Origin of the sequence: Acinetobacter baretiae (assembly GCF_015627105.1) — a bacterium.
GTDB classification, from domain to species: Bacteria; Pseudomonadota; Gammaproteobacteria; order Pseudomonadales; family Moraxellaceae; genus Acinetobacter; species Acinetobacter baretiae.
In genome coordinates, this window is sequence record NZ_VTDM01000010.1 from 25133 (window position 1) to 44246 (window position 19114).

A 19114-nucleotide genomic window follows, 5' to 3' on the forward strand; every position below is an offset into this window, starting at 1 on the left:
TGAGGTAGAGAGAAATGATCTTTGATGGGCACAATGATTTACTCGCTCGTCTGTGGATGTCTAGTCATCGTGACCCTGTAGACCAATTTTTACATCATACGCTTGAAGGCCAAATGGATTTACGCCGTTGTCGGCAAGGGCGTATGTATGGTGGGTTGTTTGCAATTTTTGTTCCTCCACTAAAATATGTCAAAACGCACGCTTCTCATAAATTAACGTCAATGGCCCATAGCCAAGCAGATTTTACCATTGCACAGCGCCATGATATTTGTACGGCGCAAATGGATTACGCACTAGAGATTGAATATCGATCACAAGGTGCAGTCAAAATTTGTCGCGATATGGCAGATATTCATTTATGTATGAAAAACCAATGTTTGGCAATGGTTTTACATTTAGAAGGTGCTGAAGCACTAACGAACGTGTCTCAACTTGATGATTGGTATGCTAAAGGCTTGCGTAGCGTAGGCCTACTTTGGAATGAACCTTCACAGTTTGGACATGGTTTGCAAGGAAAGTTTCCACATTCTCCTGATACAGGCTTGGGATTAACCGACTTAGGTCAACAGTGGGTAGTTGAATGTGAAAAAAGGCGAATGCTTGTTGATGTGTCACATATGAATGAGCAGGCGTTTTGGCATACACAGCAACTTTTAACGCAACCTATCGTTGCAACACACTCCAATATACATAAGCTTTGCCCACAAGCGAGAAACTTATTAGACTCACAACTAAATGCGATTAAAGTCAGCCATGGTGTTGTGGGGCTTAATTTTGATACTGCTTTTTTACGAGCAGATGGTCAGCGTAATATACAAACTCCATATAGTGTCATGTTTGCCCATTTTGATTATTTATTTGAATATTTAGGTGAAACAGGAGTTGCTTTTGGTTCAGATTATGATGGCGGATTTATGTCTAAATACTGGCCTTCTGTCGACTATTTCCCACGTTTGATTGATGCTTTATCCGACTATGGTTATAGCGATACACGAATTGAAAACATCTGTCATAAAAACTGGTATACGGTGCTCCACCGTATTTGGGCATCATTAAACAAATAAAAAGCCCATTATGGGCTTTTTATTTTGAATATTTATTGTTCATCGCTCATGGCTGAATAGAATTTAACACCCAGTTTAATACGTTCACGCCCTTGGCTTTTTCTAAAGCGGTTCGTGTCTCTGAGGGAGTAAACACAGCCACAATACTCTTGTTGGTAAAACTCTTCACGTTTACTAATTTCAATCATACGACTTGAACCACCGCCTTTGCGCCAGTTATAGTCCCAATAGGCCATGTTAGGATAGTGCGATGCTGCACGTTCACCACAGCCATTAATTTGTTTCATGTCTTTCCAACGGGAAATACCCAGTGAGCTTGAAATGACTGAAAAGCCATGTTCATGTGCATATAATGCAGTACGTTCAAAACGCATGTCAAAGCACATGGTACAGCGAATACCACGCTCAGGCTCATCTTCCATGCCTTTCGCCCGTTCAAACCAGTTATCTGTGTCATAGTCACAATCAATAAATGGAATATTATGCTTTTCTGCAAAGCGAATATTTTCTTCTTTACGAATTAAATACTCTTTTACAGGATGAATGTTGGGATTGTAGAAAAAAATGGAAAAATCAATACCAGATGCAATGATGGCTTCCATGACTTCGCCTGAGCAGGGTGCACAGCAAGAATGTAGCAATAATTTATCTGCCTTATTTGGCAATTCTAACTTGGCTCTTTGCATAAAACTAACAAAACAATTGGCTGAAAATAGCCATGTATTATACGAGAAAAAATCAGTTTGTGTGTTTGTTTTTTATACACAAAGGTCATGTTCATGGCTAAGTTGGAGACATGCTTGGGGTGCAAAGGCTTTTTCGCTGTTCAGTTTATGGTGCTATTGCTACAATAGGGAAGTTACTTTAGATTAAATTCAGGTATGACACAGCCATTTGCTAAAAAAAGTTTTGTTGAAATGACGTTAAAACTCATTCACAGCTATATGGGTTTTTTTATTGCACCATTTATTTTTATGGCTGCTTTTACAGGTGTGTTGTATGCATTAACACCGCAGTTTGAACATTATCTGTATCAACGTCATACCCAAGTGTCTTCTATTACAGATTCACCTCATCTTCTAAGTGAGCAAGTCGGAAGAGCACAACAGGCTTTGCCTGTCGGTGCACATATTATGGAAGTTCGGCCAGCAGTCAATGCACAAACCACCACGCGTGTACTGTATATGGAGAATCAACGTCCCAATGATATGACGGCCATTTTTATTAATCCATATACTTTGGCATTACAAGGTAGAACACAAGTATATGGTAAAAGTGGCGTTTTTCCTGTTAGAACATTTCTAGACCATTTGCATCGGGATTTACTTTTGGGGGAGTATGGCCGTATTTACAGTGAACTTGCAGCCAGTTGGCTTGGGTTGTTTGCAATAACAGGTTTTTTGCAGTGGTCTCGGAAAAAATATATATTAAATAAAAAATCACCCACATATAAAAACATTCGTTGGCATGTTTTACTTGGGTTGTGCGTATTACCGATGATGTTATTTTTTTCTATTACAGGATTAACATGGTCAAATTGGGCAGGCAATAATATTGCGAAAATACGCCACATGTTTAATGGTGATACACCTAGTTTAACGCTTGCTTTAAATGGCGCACAGCCAACGGTGTCTCAACAGCATGCAGAGCATCAGCAATCTAGTTCACATCGTATCACTCAGTTTAGCCAAGATGAACTCAAATATTTTGATCAAATTGTAAATGTTGCACGTGCAAATGGCTTAACTGCATCTGCATTAAGAATTATTCCAAGTGATGATGTTCAGGTACGTGCATGGAGTGTACAAGAGCTACAACATTCTTGGCCAACAAAAGTTGATGCATTGGCTGTAGATATGAGATCTGCCCAAGTGATTGATCAAACTCGTTTTGCTGATTATCCGTTGTCTGCCAAACTCACACGTTGGGGTGTTGATTTGCATGTAGGGTTATTGTTTGGCGGATTAAATCAAGTGGCTTTATTGTTGAGTGGTTTACTGATTTTAGTTGTGATTGTATGGGCGTATGTTTCGTGGTTGAACCGACTTGGATTTCAAACCATTTTCATTGGGTTTCATCAGCATTTAATGCATTGGTGGGCATCAGGCACGAGGTTACAGCGAGCTTGTGTGGTTTTGTTGGTTGTGTTGTCTTATTGGTTAATACCCATTTGGACAATCAGTATGGTGGTAATGCATGGTCTAGCACTGATTTTATTTGGTATATTTTGGCTTCTTAATAAGAAGACTAAAGCATAGCTGTTTTAGTCTTTTTATCGGGTTAAACTGTAAAATCATCACCCAAATATACTTCACGTACTGTGCTGTTGGCCAAAACTTCTTCTGCTGTACCTTCTGCGATAACAGCCCCTTCGCTCACAATATACGCTTTTTCGCAAATGGCTAAGGTTTCACGCACGTTATGATCTGTAATTAGTACACCAATACCACGGTTTTTGAGGGTTTGAATAATATCTTTAATATCGCCAACAGAAATCGGATCGACCCCTGCAAAAGGTTCATCGAGTAGCATAAATTTGGGGTCGGCTGCCAATGCACGAGCAATTTCAGCACGTCTGCGTTCACCACCAGACACACTCATACCCAGTGAGTCTTTGATATGAGTGATTTTAAAATCTTCAAGTAATGTTTTTAAGCGTTGTTCACGCTGTGCTTTATTTAATTCTTTTTTGGTTTCCAAAATTGCCATAATATTTTCGCCAATGGTCAGTTTACGAAAAATAGAGGCCTCTTGTGGTAAATAACCTAATCCTTTGCGAGCACGCTCATGCATGGCAAAATGAGATAAATCTTGATCATCTAAGTAAATTTCACCTTTGTCCATGCGAACGAGGCCGACAACCATATAAAAGCTAGTGGTTTTTCCTGCACCGTTTGGCCCAAGTAGGCCAACAATTTGCCCACTTTGCATTTCAAAAGAAACATCTTTGACCACCCAACGTTTACTGTAGTTTTTAGCAAGATGTTTAATCTTTAGGGTTTGAGTGTGTTGATCGTTCATCTATTGACTGCTCCTGGGGTAATATTAGAGCTGTTTGCAGGAATAGTAATTTGTACACGACCCTGATTTTGAGAGGCATTTGTCGTAGTTGCTGAAGTGCCTCCAACACGTTCACCTACGGCTTCAATGTCTCCCTTATTCATACTGTAACGTAAAGTTGCACCACGAATACTGGCACCATTTTGGTCAACAATTGCATTGCCTGTTAAAGTAATAATACCTGTGTCTGCATTGTAAACAATGCGCTGTGCTTGGCCTTTTGCCAAGGTGTTGGCATCAGTTTGTTGTTGGAAGCGAGCGGGTGAACCTGTGGCAGACACTGTACTCATTTGGCGTGCTTTATTAAGCTGCGCTGTCACAGCAGATGCTTGTAATTTCATACTGCCTTGTTCAATAACTACATTGCCTGTGTAGGTGGTTAGCCCCGTTTTTTCGTTATATGTGGCTTTGTCTGCAACCAAAGAAATTGGTTGGTTACGGTCACTTGGTAAGGCAAAAGCGGTGAGTGGTTGCACCAATAATGCACTAAGTAAAGCGATGTTTAACCATGTTTTACGCTGAAGTAACGGTGTATTAAGGTGCATATGTGCCTCGAATATTAAAGAATTCATATTGTCCCGAATTGAGGTCAGCTTTTAACCCTTGGCTAGTAAACTGTCCTTGTGGCGAGTCAACTTGAATATTGCGATCGGTCTGTATGGTTTTCGTTTCCGGATACCCAGTCAGTTCGGTGGTGTGAAAAATCATGTCACCCTGAGGTGTTATCTTTTGAGCAACGACTTGATCTTGCAAGACAATCTTTTCATTGTCATTGTAGCCAGTTGCTTTTGGTGCTGTATAGACAGTATCTTCTTTACCTGCAATATAGGTGGTTGCTTTCAATTGAGAAAGTTCAGTACTACCTGTTTTTGGATTTTGTTGTGCTTGTGCAACAGATGCACGTACAGAAACCATACCTTGGGTATCGCTTTGTGTTAGTTTGACATCGTTGGCAGAAAAGCTCATTTGTGATGTGCCATCGCTGTCTAATTTTTTGCCTTTACCGCTAAAGTAATAGTAGCTACTGCTTGCAACAGCAATCACTAAGGCGATAAGGTATATGTTTCTGGTTTCCATAAGCACTATTTTGGGCAGGTTATTGTATTAATGGGCTTGAGTGAGGTATTTTTCAAGTAGTTCTTGGTAAACGCCTTTTGCATGTAACAGCATATCGCAAACTTCACGTACAGCACCTCGTCCTCCCATTGCTTGTGTGACAAGGTCGGCTCGTTTGCGAACTTCAGTATGCCCGTTAGGAACAGTGACTTTCATTCCTGCAATGGCAAATGCAGATAGGTCGGGCCAATCATCACCCATATATAAGCATTCTTGTGGTGAAAGCTGTAGTGTTTTACAGGCTTCGATTAACGCGGTACCTTTATCTTCACGACCTTGATACACCAAATCTACGCCCAAACTCGACATACGCTGATTCACAATATTGCTTTGTCTGCCCGTAATAATAATAACTTTTAAACCTGCTTGTTGTACAAGTTTCATTCCTAAGCCATCACGAATATCAAATGATTTTAATTCGTCACCCGTGTTGGTGAGTGTCACAAAGCCATCACTGAGTATGCCGTCAACATCAAGGACTAACGCACGTAGATCTCGTGCTTTTTCAAGTAAAATATACGATGCCATGTTACGCAACTCCTGCTTGAATGAGATCGTGCATACTGAGTACACCGATGACTTGATTGTTGGTATTAACAACAACAAATTGATTAATTTTTTTCTCTTTAAGTTGTTCTAAAGCCTCTACAGCACGTAACTCTTGGTTAATCGTGCTTGGATTTTTTGTCATGACTTCGTGAACAAGGCGATTAATATCAAATCCTTGTTGTTTATCAATTAGCCGTCTTAAGTCGCCGTCTGTAAAAACACCCAATAAAGTATTTTGCTCATCGACAACTGTGGTGAGCCCTAAACGTTTATCTGTAATTTCAAACAGTACTTGTCCCATAGGGGTATTTGGATGAACTTTTGGTAATTCATCTTGAGTATGCATCAGGTGTTTTACATGTAGTAGTAACCGTTTGCCAAGAGCACCTGCTGGGTGTGAACGTGCAAAATCATCAGAGGTGAAACCTCGTGCGTCAAGTAAAGCGACGGCTAGCGCATCGCCAAGAGCAAGCGTGGCTGTGGTGCTTGATGTAGGGGCTAAGCCAAGTGGACAGGCTTCTTGTAGCTCTCCGAGTGTTAATGCGACATCTGCATTTTGTGGCATTGGGCCTTGATCTGTTGCACTAATGGTAATGAGGGGAATATCTAAGTGTTTAATGAGTGGCATGAGCATCATAATTTCATCACTTTTTCCAGAGTTGGAAATGGCAATGACAACGTCTCCTTTGACAAGCATGCCTAAATCCCCATGGCTTGCTTCACCTGGATGCATAAAAAATGATGGTGTGCCTGTAGATGCAAATGTGGCCGCCATTTTACGACCAATATGGCCAGATTTCCCCATGCCTGTGACCACTAAACGGCCTTTGCATTGTAAAATAATTTCGCAGGCTTGCACAAAGCGAGCATCTATTTGCGTGGCTAAAATAGCCAAAGCTTGCTGCTCTATATGCAAGGTTTCTAAAGCGACCTTTTTAAAGTCGATGGTGTGAGGTACAAGGGGAGCCGTCAAAACATATTACCTTTCTTTAGTCATCATCTAAATTGCCATGCAAAATATGCAACAAAAACGTCAGCTATATTAGCACAAAACTATTTTATCAATGTTTGAAAATGTATTGTATTTGCTGAACTTTGCTTTTTTTATACAGAAGCCTTTGTGAAAGATTATGGATCAGTTATGATGAACTATCTTTGTGTTGAAGCAATTTAAGATTTATGCAACCATTTGTTTTATATAACTCTGAGCAACGAAAAAAAGTCGAATTTGTGCCACGTCAATCAGGACACATCGATATTTATGTGTGTGGTATGACCGTGTATGACTATTGTCATATTGGCCATGCTCGTACAGTGGTTGCATTTGATTATATTGTACGTTTTTTACGTAGTCAGGGCTGGTCTGTGACATATGTGCGTAATATTACAGATATAGACGATAAAATTATTCAACGTGCTAATGAACGTGGTGAAAGTATTCATACACTAACAGACCGTTTTATTGATGCCATGAATGAAGATTTCACGGCTTTGGGCTGTGTGGCTCCAAATACGTCACCAAGAGCCACAGATTATATTGATGAAATGCAACACATGATTGGTACATTGGTCAATAATGGTACTGCATATGCGGCCAATAATGGTGATGTATATTTTGAAGTTGATAAATTCAAAAAATATGGCCGTTTATCAGGGCGTAAACTTGAAGATATGCAAGCAGGTGCAAGTGATCGAGTCGATGTCGAAGTTGAAAAGAAACATCCATTTGACTTTGTACTTTGGAAAAAAGCCAAGCAAAATGAGCCTTTTTGGCCATCGCCATGGGGAAATGGTCGTCCGGGTTGGCATATTGAATGTTCAGCGATGTCTACATGTTGTTTAGGTAATCATTTTGATATTCACGGTGGTGGTGGAGATCTGCCTTTTCCGCATCATGAAAATGAGATTGCGCAAAGTGAAGCTGCAACGGGTGAACAATATGTCAATTATTGGATGCACGTGGGCTTTGTGAATGTTGATGGTGAAAAAATGTCTAAGTCTTTAGGCAATTTCTTTACCATTAGAGAGGTTTTAGAAAAGTTTCATCCAGAAGTAGTACGTTACTTCATTACGACGTCACATTACCGTAGTCCAATTAACTTTTCTGATACTGCGCTCAAAGAATCTAAAACTGCTTTAAGTCGTTTTTATCATGCATTTAAAGGGTATGAACAAGTCTATGGTGAGCTCAACACAACTCATCAGCCTGATCAGACGTATATTGCCCGTTTTAATGCGGCAATGAGTGATGATTTTAATACACCAGAGGCCTTTGCCATCTTGTTTGAGGTTTTACGTGAGCTGAATCGTGCAGTCAAAGAACAGATTGCTGAAGACGCACATCGTTATTGTGCAACGCTTAGACAGCTTGTAGATGTCTTGTGTTTGGTACAACATCCAATTGATGAGTTTTTACAATCGACTGTAGGACAAGAAATACAGGGATTATCTGAAACAGAGATTGAAGAATTGATTCAAGCGCGTATTGATGCGAAAAAAGCCAAAGACTTTACCAAATCAGATGCAATTCGAGCAGATCTGTTGTCACAAGGTATTATTCTTGAAGATACTCGACAGGGTACAACATGGCGACGTGCTGATTAAAAGACCTTGTACATAAAAAACCACTTCAAAACCGAGGTGGTTTTTTTATAGACTAAATAATGTAAATATCATTGATGTTTTGATGAAAAAAGTCATAGATAATAAAAAATAGTCGTCTAAACTTTGTCAGTGTTTACGTATTGTAAATTAAATCTCTCAACGTCAAGTTGTATGTATGTCATTTGAATGCAAAAACGAGACGTATTTTAATTCAGCTGAACTTAGGCCATAACAATGAAAAGTTTAATGCAATTCATGCATTGGAAAACGTGGGGATATTCATCAGTATTTTTTTTATGCTCAACACTTCCTACGTATGCAGCACAAAATGTACAGCAATTACAAGCCATTGTGGTAAATAGTGAGTCTGTGAGTAATTCGCCTTATGTTGCTGATAGTACACAATTAATGGGGTTTAATGGGCTAAAACCACAACAGTTACCTGCATCTTTGTCGAATATAACATCAGCGATGATTGCCGATCAGCATGCTAAGTTGCTGACGGATGTGGTAAAAAATGATGCTTCTGTGGGGGATGGTTATGCTGCGATTGGGTATTATCCAAATTTTATGGTTCGAGGATTTTCATTAGATACATCATCAAGCTATTTGATCAATAATAATGTCGTACGTGGTGAACAAAACATTGCTTTAGAAAATAAAGAACGTGTTGAAATTTTAAAAGGGATTTCTGCAATACAAAGTGGCATGTCTACTCCAGCAGGTGTGGTAAATTATGTGACTAAACGCCCTCAAGACATTAAAACGCTTACCTTTGATTTAGATCAACATGGTGATCGTACTATTTCTACAGATGTGGGTGGTTTTGTTGGGCAAGATCAACAATTTGGGTATCGTTTTAATTTGGCACAGCAACGCTTACATCCTTATGTAGAGCATAGTCAAGGAGAGCGTTACTTTGGTTCATTGGCTTTAGATTGGAAAATTAATGCACAATCAGCAGTCGCATTTAATTTAGAATCGCAACGTCAACAGCAACGCTCGGTTGCAGGTTATCAGTTATTGGGCGCACAAATTGTTCCACAACATCTAGACTGGTCAAAATTGCTTGGTTACCAAAGTTGGAGCAAACCTGTGACCAATAAAAGTGTGAATACAGATTTAACTTATCGTTATCAATGGTCTAATCAATGGACATCGAAGCTAATGGTATCGCATAGTAAAGTCGTGATTGATGATTATTCTGCTTTTCCATATGGATTTTATGACAACGATGAAGATCATATACAGGGAGATTATGATGTATATGATTATCGTAACCCCAAAGATACTTATGTTACCAATCAGTTTAAAGCACAATTAGAGGGGCAGTTTGTAACAGGGACAGTGAACCATCATACGGTATTTGAAGCCTCTGAATTGGATAAGTCACGTACACGTTATAAAGGAATTAATGAATATGTAGGTACAGCCAATATTTATCAAAATAATGTGGATTTTTCACCTTCGGATAAAACAGATTTAGGCCAACGTTATAAATCGTTACGCAGTAAACAATTCAGCATATTTGCCTCTGATTTAATTGATTTAAATACAAATTGGTCAGTATTGCTCAGTGGTCGTTGGCTTCATTTGGATGAACAAGCCTATAAAGCCAAAGGTTTAGTGCGTTCAACACAACTGAATCAGTTTTTACCGCAAGGCGCGATTATTTATAAACCTACCACGTCTACAACGTTGTATATGAGCTATGCAAAAGGTCTATCAGATGGTGGCACAGCACCATGGTATACCAATAATGATGGTGTTACATTGTCTCCTCGTCATTCACAGCAATATGAACTTGGATTAAAGCAACAATTTGATCGTGCTTTAGTGACACTCTCTCTTTTTGATTTAAAGCAAGATAATCAATACAGTAAAGCCAATATAGATGGAACAACATTCGATTTTGTACAAGAGGGAAAACAGCACAACCGAGGTGTTGAATTATCTGTAGCAGGTCAACTCTTTGACCGTTTAGATCTCACATCGGGTGTGACATATACCAAAGCTCGTTTGCAAGATGTGAATGATGCAAGTTATAAAAATCATCAAATACAAAATGTACCTCAGTGGCGTTTTACAAACTATTTATCGTATAAATTGCCTATGCTAGAAGATCGTTTACGTCTATTGGCAGGCATGCAAAGTAGCACAAGTAAGTATGCCAATAGAGCGGGTACAGTTAAGGTTGCAGGCTATAGTGTATTTAATTTGGGTGCAGTATATACAGCAAAGCCATTTGGATATGATGCAGATGTTCGTTTAAATATGAATAACGTATTTAATAAACAATATTGGCGTGATGTTGGTGGTTTTATGGGAGATGACTATATGTTTTTAAGTAACCCAAGAACAACGCAATTGTCGGTCACTTTACATTTTTAATGAATGCTTTAAATGTTGAAACACCCCATTGATGTGTCATTCAATGGGGTATTTGGTTATACAAACTCAATATGCATGTGTTGTTCAAGTTTAGCGCTATTTAGATGATGTAATTCATCTAAAAAAGCCACGTTAAATTGTCCTATCTGTGAAGATTTTTGTTCTGCCAATTGACCTGCAATGGCAAAATGAACGTGGGCAGCAACCGTAGCGACAGCAATCGGTGCAACAGCACAATAGGCTGCAATTAATGCACCTAATGCACAGCCTGTTGCGGTCACTTTGGGTTGTAAAGCACTTCCACCTGTGACTTTGACAGTATGGGGGAGTTCATGGGATAGAATGAAATCAACTTCGCCTGAAATTGCAATACATGTGCTAAATTTAAGCAAAGAGTTTGCAGCAAGGTAAGTTTGCGTACTGCTTTGAGTGCTATCTACGCCTTTTGAAGATGTTTCATTGCCTGCTAATCCAGCAATTTCAGAAGCATTTCCTCGAATAACAGATGGTGAAAAATTTAATAAGGCCTGCGTCATTTCACTACGCCATTTGAGTATGCTGCTGTAGCCTACAGGGTCAAGTACCCACGGAATATTTTGTTGCTGTGCCGTGGCTGCTGAAATTTTCATGGCTTGCATTTGTTCAGATGTAGGAGTGCCTAAATTAATACTGAGTGCTCCGCTGACCCGTGTGAAACTTTCAGCCTCGTAAGGATTGTCTACCATAGCAGGAGATGCACCACAGGCCAAAAGCACATTTGCTGCATAATTCGTTGCAACGCTATTGGTGATACATTGGACTAAAGGGGCATGTTGTTGTAATTCAAACCAAGCTTGGATGACTTGCGTTTTTAAATCATTAATTGCTGTCATGGGAGTACCTTGCATCATTTATTGGGTAAAATAATGGTCTCTATGTTTACACTGACGACAAATCATAGAAACATAACTTTGTGCATCGTATTCAATATCTAATTCATTGGAGCCACACTGCATACAGCGTTTATCGGAATAAAACCCTAATCGTGGTGATATACTTTGCCATAAAAAGCGTATTGGCTGGCTTAGAATTTTTTGATCATAGTTTAAAAATTTAAAGTAGAGAATTTCCCCCATTTTGTGGAAGGGAAGTTGTTCTGGGCGTGGAAAATTGGGTGTTTCCCAACGTTGTGCAATGGCTCGTTCACGATATTGGATGATTGTTTTTTTGAGCCGATGCGTATTAATAAATCCATCATTACGTGTTTCCAACGCATTTTTTTCGTGTAAATAAGACAGTGCGGTATAGACTAAATGGAAAATTTGTTCCACAGCCAGTTGATCTAAGAGTTGATAACAAAGTTGTTTAAGTGCACTGTGACCTGTAATTTGAATTCCCCAAGGTCTACAGATAAACATACTAAACTGTACAATTTCTTGATAGAGCATTAAATAAAGTACGTCTTTGACTTCATCACTGTGTTCAAAGGGCACACCTTGACTTAAATTTTCATAAAACCATGCTCTGAGTTGGTGAACCACACTAAATAAACTAGGCTCTGTATAGCCATCTAAACGAACATTAATATGGTATGTTGCACAATCTTCGAGTTGTTCTGTAAGACAAAGAATGTCTTCTTTTTCAAGTTGTTTCATTAAGGTATTTTGAAATGAAACATTGGGTGAAATTGGGCTATATTTCAACTGATTCCAATCAATAAACTCGTTGTGTTGAGAGTCTTCTCTGACGTTGTCATCAAGGAGCGCCAATAAAAATAGTTTGTGCAGAAAAGATATTTTATCTAAACGTGGCGTATCTCGATCTTTAAACTTTTTCTTTTTATACTCTTGAAATCGTGTTTCTTTTAGAATGTTTTTTCGTTGCTTTGTACAACGTTCACAGTGGCAGGTAAAGTGATCGGTTTGAAAGATGCGATGTTGGCAGTGACTACACTGATGGAAATTGAATTCTTGTTCTTGCTGTTCTGCATCAACCCAATACATGGCAGCTTGGCACAATGGACATAGTGTACTGCTATCTAAATGTTTTTTGATGACTTGAATAAACACAAAAAACGACTCTGACTTAAATTTGAAATAAATTATACAAGCCACAGTAAAATAAGTCAGTGTAGTTTTGAGAAATTTATGTTGCTGAGTAAGTGTAATAATAAAATGATGCAGAAAACTTACAATCAAAACTGCAAGCCATAATTCATAATTAGCATGATAAATAAACTATGCTAAAAGGTAAAAGTCTTATTTTATTAAATATCAAAAGACCAATAAAATGATCTTTATACATCTTTTGGTATAGGGAGTGACCTTGTTCAACTGATAATATTGGTATTGAATGGAAGTGCAGATGTGTTGAACCCTAAAAAAGAATAAGAAAGAGAAGTGCTTATCATAATAAATAGAAGCTAATGGCTCTAAAATGATGTGTATTGCGGTATGGTCAATGGTCAATGGTCAATGGTCAATGGTCAATGGTCAAATCTGAGTTGTTATAAATATTGAATTAAATTCATTGCCTTATTGGGTTGAGTGCTAAAAAAATCGTTTAAATATAATGTCTAAAGCGATTCATCTACTTTTAAAATGACTAATATAAACATCTTTTTGTTTGAAGTGATTTGTCGATATCTTTTAAGCATTTGCCTTCATTGGATTGCTTTAATTAATCTCGTTATAGGGTATGTAACGATAAACTGCGTGAAGATTATTTATATAAAGTGGTTTTATTGATCATAAAAAGCACCGAATGAGTTATACGGTCAATCACAGCAAACATTTTTTATATGAGATATGTTTTCGGTGCTGTATTTTGCAATGCTGTAACATAGCAATTTATGCTCAATGTAATCAGGTTGTATAGATCGAGGTGAGTTTGTAAATTATATGTATAAATCAAGCTCAATCACAGACGTTAACTATTGATTTATTGGCTCTATTGCCTCATTAATGACAATATACAATGAAAATACCTCACAACACGATGTTAAATTGGTGTAACCCATAGGATCGAATATGAATATAGCTGCAAATCCTGTAGTACAGGCAGATGAAACGGTTTATCTGAAGGATTATCAAAAACCAACATACTTAGTCGATTCAGTGCATCTAGATATACAGATTTTTGAAGATTATACCATTGTCAATACGGTAATGAGTATGCAACGCCAAACGGAAGGCCCATTGGTTTTGCTTGGTCGTGACTTAGAGTTAAAACAGATCAAAATTAATGATCATGTTCTTTCATCAGCTCAATATCAACACAATGAAGAACAACTTGTCATTTTAGATTGCCCTGATCTTTTTACACTTGAAACATCTGTACATATTCATCCAGAAACAAATACGATGCTTGAAGGTCTATACAAGGCTGGCGATTTATTTGTGACCCAAAATGAACCTGAAGGTTTTCGTAAGATTACATTTTACCCAGATCGCCCAGATGTATTGTCTGTATTTACCACACGTGTAGAAGCAGATAAAAAGTATCCTATTCTTTTAGCCAATGGTAATTTACTGGAAAAAGGTGAATTAAATGCCACACGCCATTATGCGATTTGGCAAGATCCTACGAAAAAGCCTGCATATTTATTTGCCTGCGTTGTCGGAGATTTGGCGGTACTTAAAGATCATTATGTGACCTCAGAAGGTCGCCGTGTGGCATTAGAAATTTACGCAATTGAAAAAGATATTCCTAAATGTCATATTGCCATGGAAGCTTTAAAGCATTCTATGCGTTGGGATGAGGAACATTATGGATTACCGTATGATTTAGATAATTATATGATCGTTGCAGTGAGCCAATTTAATATGGGTGCCATGGAAAATAAAGGGCTCAATATTTTTAACACATCATGTGTGTTGGCAGATGAAGAATATACGACAGATGCAGCGATTATGCGTGTGCAATCAGTGATCGCTCATGAATATTTCCATAATTGGACGGGTAATCGTATTACATGCCGAGATTGGTTTCAATTGTGTTTAAAGGAAGGTCTAACGGTTTTCCGTGATCAATCTTTTTCAGAAGATTTACAGTCAGCGGCTGTCCAGCGTATTGATGATGTTTCAGTATTAAAGTCACATCAATTTCCTGAAGATGCAGGCCCATTATCTCATCCACCTCGTCCCGACCATTTTGTAGAAATTAATAACTTTTATACTGCAACAGTCTACGAAAAAGGTGCTGAAATTAATCGGATGATGGCTACTTTATTGGGGAAAACCAAGTATCGTTTAGGCACAGATGAATATTTTCGCCGTCACGATGGTCAAGCAGTGACTGTAGAAGATTGGGTGAATGCGTTATCTGCAGGTTCTGGTGTAGATTTGTCGGCATTTTTACGTTGGTACAATCAACCGGGCACACCTACATTACATGTTACAGAGCATTATGATGCTGCTGAAAAAACCTATCGTTTAACCTTTAAACAAAGTTTGAAAGAGAATGCGAAGTATCCTGATTTAAAGGCTGTACCTATTCCTGTAGCAGTAGCATTATTTGACGCAACTACAGGTGAACAATATACGCTGCATTCAAATGATTTATTTAAAAATCATGTACAAGATGGCATGTATTTGTTCGACCAAGATGAAGCAAGTATTGTATTTTCAGATATAGAGCAAGCTCCCGTTGTTTCGTTGTTACGCAATTTCTCTGCACCTGTTCATTTAATTTTTGATGATTCAGATGAGTCATTGGCTTTTTTAATTCAGCACGAAACCAATGGCTTTAACCAGTGGCAAGCAACACAGACTTTGCTTGAGCGTATTTTGCTGAATAATCACCCTGCACAACATTATATTGATGCCTTAAAGCACACCTTACCCAACCTAGTAAATAAAGACCCATTATTGGCTTCTCGTTTACTTGATGTCCCTTCAGAAAGTTATTTGGCTAGCCGTATTGATCAAGATTATTTGCCAGAAAAAATGAAAGCAGTACGTGACCAATTAATTTATACGATTGCTCATGATATGGGTGCATTTTGGAAAGAAACTTACCAAGCATTAGACCCTGCACAGCAATCTGAGTTTTCACAAGCGATGGGAGAGCGTGCTTTAAAAAATATTATGCTAAGTTACATGGCTGCTCAAAAAGACAAAGATGTTTTTGATTTAGCCTTTGCTCAATTTAGTGATAGTAAAAATATGTCTGAACGTTTAGGTGCATTAAAAATATTGGTTTGGCATGATGCGCCACAAGCAAAAGATGCTTTACATGCATTTTATGTGCGATTTAAAGATGAACCTTTGGCACTTGATCAATGGTTTATGATTCAAGCGGCACACCCGAAATTGAATGAAGCCGAATTGAAAGCATTGATTGCACATCCTGATTATGATTTAGGTACACCTAATCGTATTCGTGCAGTGAGTGGAGGGCTAAACAGCCGTCCTGTGAATGCATGGAGTTTTGGAGTACAGCATTTTATTCATTTGGCTCAGTATTTGGATGAGAAAAATCCAATTATAGGCTCTCGATTGTTACAGGCTTTATCACGTTGGTACACTCTAGCAGAACCAAAGCGATCTGAAGTCTTACAACAGTTAAAAGATGTGCAACCATCTATTCGTTCAAAAAATGTATCAGAAACTCTCAGTAGTATGCTTAAAGCATAGCTGTAAACACATCGTACTATGAGTAGTGCGATGTGTTTTAAAATGACTGATCATGAATTTTTTAGACTTTTGAAATCACCTCTGTGGCCTGTCATTCATGTTCATAACTTTAGTGCAATATGATGTGACGCATCATATTGTTTCTAATTAAGTTGAAAATGCTCTCAAGTGAACTCGACCAAACCATGAAAACCCATTATTTGATTATGAAAAATTTGTATTTATTCATTGATGATTAGGAAAATGGTTTAAATTTAATCATCTTTGAAATTGATTCTCGTGTAGATGTATATCTAAAACGTGTAATAAGAATGAATAATGCATTGTATACATGAGAAAAAATTTGAGCTATTAATTCATGGCAAGTATTTGCCAGACCAAATTTGAGGGCGCTATTATTTTTTTAATGAGCATGGTTATAATCAAAAATATCTTTCTCGATTCAAATACACGTATGAATTTTCACTTAACAGTAAATAGCTAGGTTTAGAGTGCTTTTTAGGCAAAGGTGATGTTGTTTTTATAGTGAAACCACTGAAAAATACATACAAGAAATTATTACAGAATGGGTAGGTTATCTTTTGGTATTGTTGGATGTATGAATAATTAGACAGTTTTATTATAGAATGTTTTAGCATAAAAATTTAGAGAGGGTGTAATGTGACCGAGTGAATAAGAAAAAATATTTACAGGGCTGATTTTGCGCTCATTTGAATGATGAATACCATATTTTAATTAGTGATTGTTTTATATATTTTGATCTAAATAAATGCTTTTTTTTACTCATTTGTAGAACAAAAAAATGTTATTTTTTCTGAAAAAATATATGTGCTGTGGTGAAACCATCTCATGGTTTATACTAAAATATGTTTTCGCAATATACTTTAATTTTAATGTGTTTTTAAAATTTTGATCATATATAATGAAGAGTAAATAATTAATTTTTAAAATTAAAATAAATATACTTGCTTTAAAAGCACTATGAAAACGTCTGATCATTTGACCGTTATTTTCAAAGAAAAGGCTATAGCCATTGAACTACAATTTATGATGCCATAGCAGCGTATAAAAGCATGGGTTTAAGACTATTGTGTAAATCTGAGCGCTTAACTTTTAAGATACAAATTAGTGAGATTTTTAAACAGAATTTAACCATTGTTGAGCAGGGGATTCACGTAGTATAAGCGATATACGAACAGGAGTTTATAAGATGAAAATAAAGAAAAGAACGCTATTTGCAACAGCAGTTTTAGGCATAGGGGTAGTGTTATATCAAAAAAAGAAAACGAAATCAGTGCAAAAAGTACCTCAACCTGTAGACTCAGTTGAGCTTGCAGAATACTTAGGGCAGTGGTATGAAATTGCTCGATTACCTAACTATTTTCAAGATGAAAAAAGTTACAATACCTCTGCACATTATGGACTCAATTCGGATCAAACGATTGCTGTGACCAATCGTTGTATAGATAAAAAAGGTCGTCATAAAACGGCAAGAGGAACAGCATTTGTTCAAAATGAAGCCAATAGTCAACTGAAAGTGAGTTTTTTACCTAAATATTTACAATGGTTCCCTTGTAGTAAAGGTGATTATTGGATTTTACGTATAGATGAAAACTACGAAACAGCTTTAGTGGGTGATGGAAAACATAAGTATTTATGGCTGTTAGCACGTACACCTAGAATAACCGAAGAAAAATGCCAAGCATTTTTAGCAACAGCTAAAGAACAAGGGTATGACACATCATCACTCATTTTTGGCGAACACCGTTAAGCTATAGCATTAACTGTGTTCATTTAATAAAGTATGTAAAATACTCGAAAAATTAATGGCAGGTTGGCAATGATAATCATATTGGTGAGCAAGACCTAAACCAACTTTTGTCGTGTCTGGATGTAATGCTTTATAGCGAATACCCTTGATGTTTACCTGTTGAGTGGTTTCTGGAACCAACGATACCCCTAAATTTGCAGCAACAAGCGACAAAATAGAAACAATTTGTGGTGCGCTTGGGCCAAATATAGGCTCAAAGCCACTTTGTTTACATGCGTTAATGGTTGCGTCATGTAATCCTGCACTCACTTCGTAAGGAGATACAATAAATTTTTGGTCTTTGAGTGAGCTGAGTAAAATATAGGGTTCACCTGTACAAGGGGTATCTTGATGTAATACAGCCACTAAATTTTCATACAGTAGATGTTGAATACAAATATCAGATGGGTAGTTATGTGGTGTACGAATCACTGCAATATCTAATTCATTGTTTGTCACATCGTCAATTAAAAGTAATGAATTTGCTTCTTTTAAAATAAGATTAACATTGGGGTATGTGGCTTGGAATGTTTGAATGGCTAAAGGAATGAGAGGATTAAGAATTGCTGTGCCAGTAAAGCCTAAGCGTAATTCACCCATATCACCATTGGCTACACGTTGTGTTTGTTCTATTGCTAGATGAAGCTGTGCTTCAATATTAGAGACAGACTTTAAAAATACCTCACCTGCTGCAGTGAGTGTGGCACCTTGTGAAGTACGATAAAATAATTCACTGCCAATTTCTTCTTCTAAATGTTTGATTTGAATACTTAAAGGTGGTTGGCTAATTCCCAAAATCTGTGCAGCTTTTGAGAAGTTATGTGTTTTGGCCACAGCCATAAAGTACTTTATATGACGTATTTCCATATTTTAAAAGTATAGTTCTATGATGTCTAATATATTAT

At 37.5% G+C, this 19114-nt stretch carries 15 protein-coding genes; 6 read left to right on the plus strand and 9 right to left on the minus strand.

The features are described 5' to 3' along the window. The first annotated feature begins 14 nt into the window (after positions 1-14). The gene (locus I2F17_RS05160) at positions 15-1064 is read left to right on the plus strand and encodes a dipeptidase (RefSeq protein WP_211139257.1); all 1050 of its coding nucleotides are present in this window, start codon (positions 15-17) and stop codon (positions 1062-1064) included. A gap of 32 nt (positions 1065-1096) precedes the next feature. On the opposite strand, the gene I2F17_RS05165 is transcribed toward I2F17_RS05160, so the two are convergent. Further along, positions 1097-1750: an epoxyqueuosine reductase QueH gene (locus I2F17_RS05165; RefSeq protein WP_196422458.1), complete on the minus strand. Its 654-nt coding sequence runs from the start codon at positions 1748-1750 to the stop codon at positions 1097-1099. A 195-nt stretch (positions 1751-1945) separates the two neighbouring features. Between I2F17_RS05165 and I2F17_RS05170 the strand changes: the two genes are divergently transcribed. Next, positions 1946-3322 (plus strand): PepSY-associated TM helix domain-containing protein, encoded by a 1377-nt coding sequence (locus tag I2F17_RS05170; RefSeq protein ID WP_235985920.1) that lies wholly within the window; start codon positions 1946-1948, stop codon positions 3320-3322. 22 nt (positions 3323-3344) lie between these two features. Here I2F17_RS05170 and lptB read toward each other — a convergent pair whose 3' ends face one another. The 5 genes from lptB to I2F17_RS05195 are packed head-to-tail and all read right to left on the minus strand — an operon-like array spanning position 3345 to position 6735. Continuing rightward, complete coding sequence (gene lptB, locus I2F17_RS05175) at positions 3345-4085, minus strand: LPS export ABC transporter ATP-binding protein (protein WP_196422457.1); 741 nt, start codon at positions 4083-4085, stop codon at positions 3345-3347. After that, positions 4082-4669 (minus strand): lipopolysaccharide transport periplasmic protein LptA, encoded by a 588-nt coding sequence (gene lptA / locus I2F17_RS05180; protein WP_407926549.1) that lies wholly within the window; start codon positions 4667-4669, stop codon positions 4082-4084. The genes lptB and lptA overlap by 4 nt, the downstream gene beginning before the upstream one ends. Next, positions 4659-5201 carry an LPS export ABC transporter periplasmic protein LptC gene (gene lptC, locus I2F17_RS05185; protein WP_196422455.1) on the minus strand — a complete coding sequence of 181 codons (543 nt, stop codon included), beginning with the start codon at positions 5199-5201 and terminating at the stop codon, positions 4659-4661. The genes lptA and lptC overlap by 11 nt, the downstream gene beginning before the upstream one ends. 27 nt (positions 5202-5228) lie before the next feature. Then, positions 5229-5768: a KdsC family phosphatase gene (locus I2F17_RS05190; protein WP_196422454.1), complete on the minus strand. Its 540-nt coding sequence runs from the start codon at positions 5766-5768 to the stop codon at positions 5229-5231. 1 nt (position 5769) lies between these two features. Continuing rightward, positions 5770-6735 (minus strand): KpsF/GutQ family sugar-phosphate isomerase, encoded by a 966-nt coding sequence (locus I2F17_RS05195; protein WP_407926550.1) that lies wholly within the window; start codon positions 6733-6735, stop codon positions 5770-5772. A gap of 233 nt (positions 6736-6968) precedes the next feature. Here I2F17_RS05195 and cysS point away from each other — a divergent pair, with 233 nt between their 5' ends. Together cysS and I2F17_RS05205 are read left to right on the plus strand one after the other, a co-directional pair. Beyond that, entirely contained in the window at positions 6969-8393 is a 1425-nt protein-coding gene (gene cysS, locus I2F17_RS05200) for a cysteine--tRNA ligase (RefSeq protein ID WP_196422452.1), read from the plus strand. A 234-nt stretch (positions 8394-8627) separates the two neighbouring features. Further along, positions 8628-10784: a TonB-dependent siderophore receptor gene (locus I2F17_RS05205; protein ID WP_211139259.1), complete on the plus strand. Its 2157-nt coding sequence runs from the start codon at positions 8628-8630 to the stop codon at positions 10782-10784. 56 nt (positions 10785-10840) lie between these two features. On the opposite strand, the gene thiM is transcribed toward I2F17_RS05205, so the two are convergent. Beyond that, the gene (gene thiM / locus I2F17_RS05210) at positions 10841-11656 is read right to left on the minus strand and encodes a hydroxyethylthiazole kinase (RefSeq protein WP_196422450.1); all 816 of its coding nucleotides are present in this window, start codon (positions 11654-11656) and stop codon (positions 10841-10843) included. An 18-nt stretch (positions 11657-11674) separates the two neighbouring features. Next, complete coding sequence (locus tag I2F17_RS05215; protein WP_196422449.1) at positions 11675-12832, minus strand: hypothetical protein; 1158 nt, start codon at positions 12830-12832, stop codon at positions 11675-11677. Between the two features lie 960 nt (positions 12833-13792). Between I2F17_RS05215 and pepN the strand changes: the two genes are divergently transcribed. Both pepN and I2F17_RS05225 read left to right on the plus strand, forming a co-directional pair. Next, the gene (gene pepN, locus I2F17_RS05220) at positions 13793-16399 is read left to right on the plus strand and encodes an aminopeptidase N (RefSeq protein ID WP_196422448.1); all 2607 of its coding nucleotides are present in this window, start codon (positions 13793-13795) and stop codon (positions 16397-16399) included. Between the two features lie 1210 nt (positions 16400-17609). Then, entirely contained in the window at positions 17610-18170 is a 561-nt protein-coding gene (locus I2F17_RS05225) for a lipocalin family protein (protein ID WP_196422447.1), read from the plus strand. A 9-nt stretch (positions 18171-18179) separates the two neighbouring features. Here I2F17_RS05225 and I2F17_RS05230 read toward each other — a convergent pair whose 3' ends face one another. Further along, a complete protein-coding gene (locus I2F17_RS05230; protein ID WP_196422446.1) occupies positions 18180-19076 on the minus strand; it encodes a LysR family transcriptional regulator in 897 nt (298 codons plus the stop codon). Positions 19077-19114 lie beyond the last annotated feature (38 nt).

Coding starts and splice junctions, on each gene's coding strand:
- cysS (WP_196422452.1), top strand. CDS start 6,969: ATGCAACCATTTGTTTTATATAACTCTGAGCAACGAAAAAAAGTCGAA.
- I2F17_RS05230 (WP_196422446.1), bottom strand. CDS start 19,076: ATGGAAATACGTCATATAAAGTACTTTATGGCTGTGGCCAAAACACAT.
- I2F17_RS05165 (WP_196422458.1), bottom strand. CDS start 1,750: ATGCAAAGAGCCAAGTTAGAATTGCCAAATAAGGCAGATAAATTATTG.
- I2F17_RS05160 (WP_211139257.1), top strand. CDS start 15: ATGATCTTTGATGGGCACAATGATTTACTCGCTCGTCTGTGGATGTCT.
- I2F17_RS05205 (WP_211139259.1), top strand. CDS start 8,628: ATGAAAAGTTTAATGCAATTCATGCATTGGAAAACGTGGGGATATTCA.
- I2F17_RS05190 (WP_196422454.1), bottom strand. CDS start 5,768: ATGGCATCGTATATTTTACTTGAAAAAGCACGAGATCTACGTGCGTTA.
- pepN (WP_196422448.1), top strand. CDS start 13,793: ATGAATATAGCTGCAAATCCTGTAGTACAGGCAGATGAAACGGTTTAT.
- lptB (WP_196422457.1), bottom strand. CDS start 4,085: ATGAACGATCAACACACTCAAACCCTAAAGATTAAACATCTTGCTAAA.
- I2F17_RS05170 (WP_235985920.1), top strand. CDS start 1,946: ATGACACAGCCATTTGCTAAAAAAAGTTTTGTTGAAATGACGTTAAAA.
- thiM (WP_196422450.1), bottom strand. CDS start 11,656: ATGACAGCAATTAATGATTTAAAAACGCAAGTCATCCAAGCTTGGTTT.
- I2F17_RS05225 (WP_196422447.1), top strand. CDS start 17,610: ATGAAAATAAAGAAAAGAACGCTATTTGCAACAGCAGTTTTAGGCATA.
- lptA (WP_407926549.1), bottom strand. CDS start 4,669: ATGCACCTTAATACACCGTTACTTCAGCGTAAAACATGGTTAAACATC.
- lptC (WP_196422455.1), bottom strand. CDS start 5,201: ATGGAAACCAGAAACATATACCTTATCGCCTTAGTGATTGCTGTTGCA.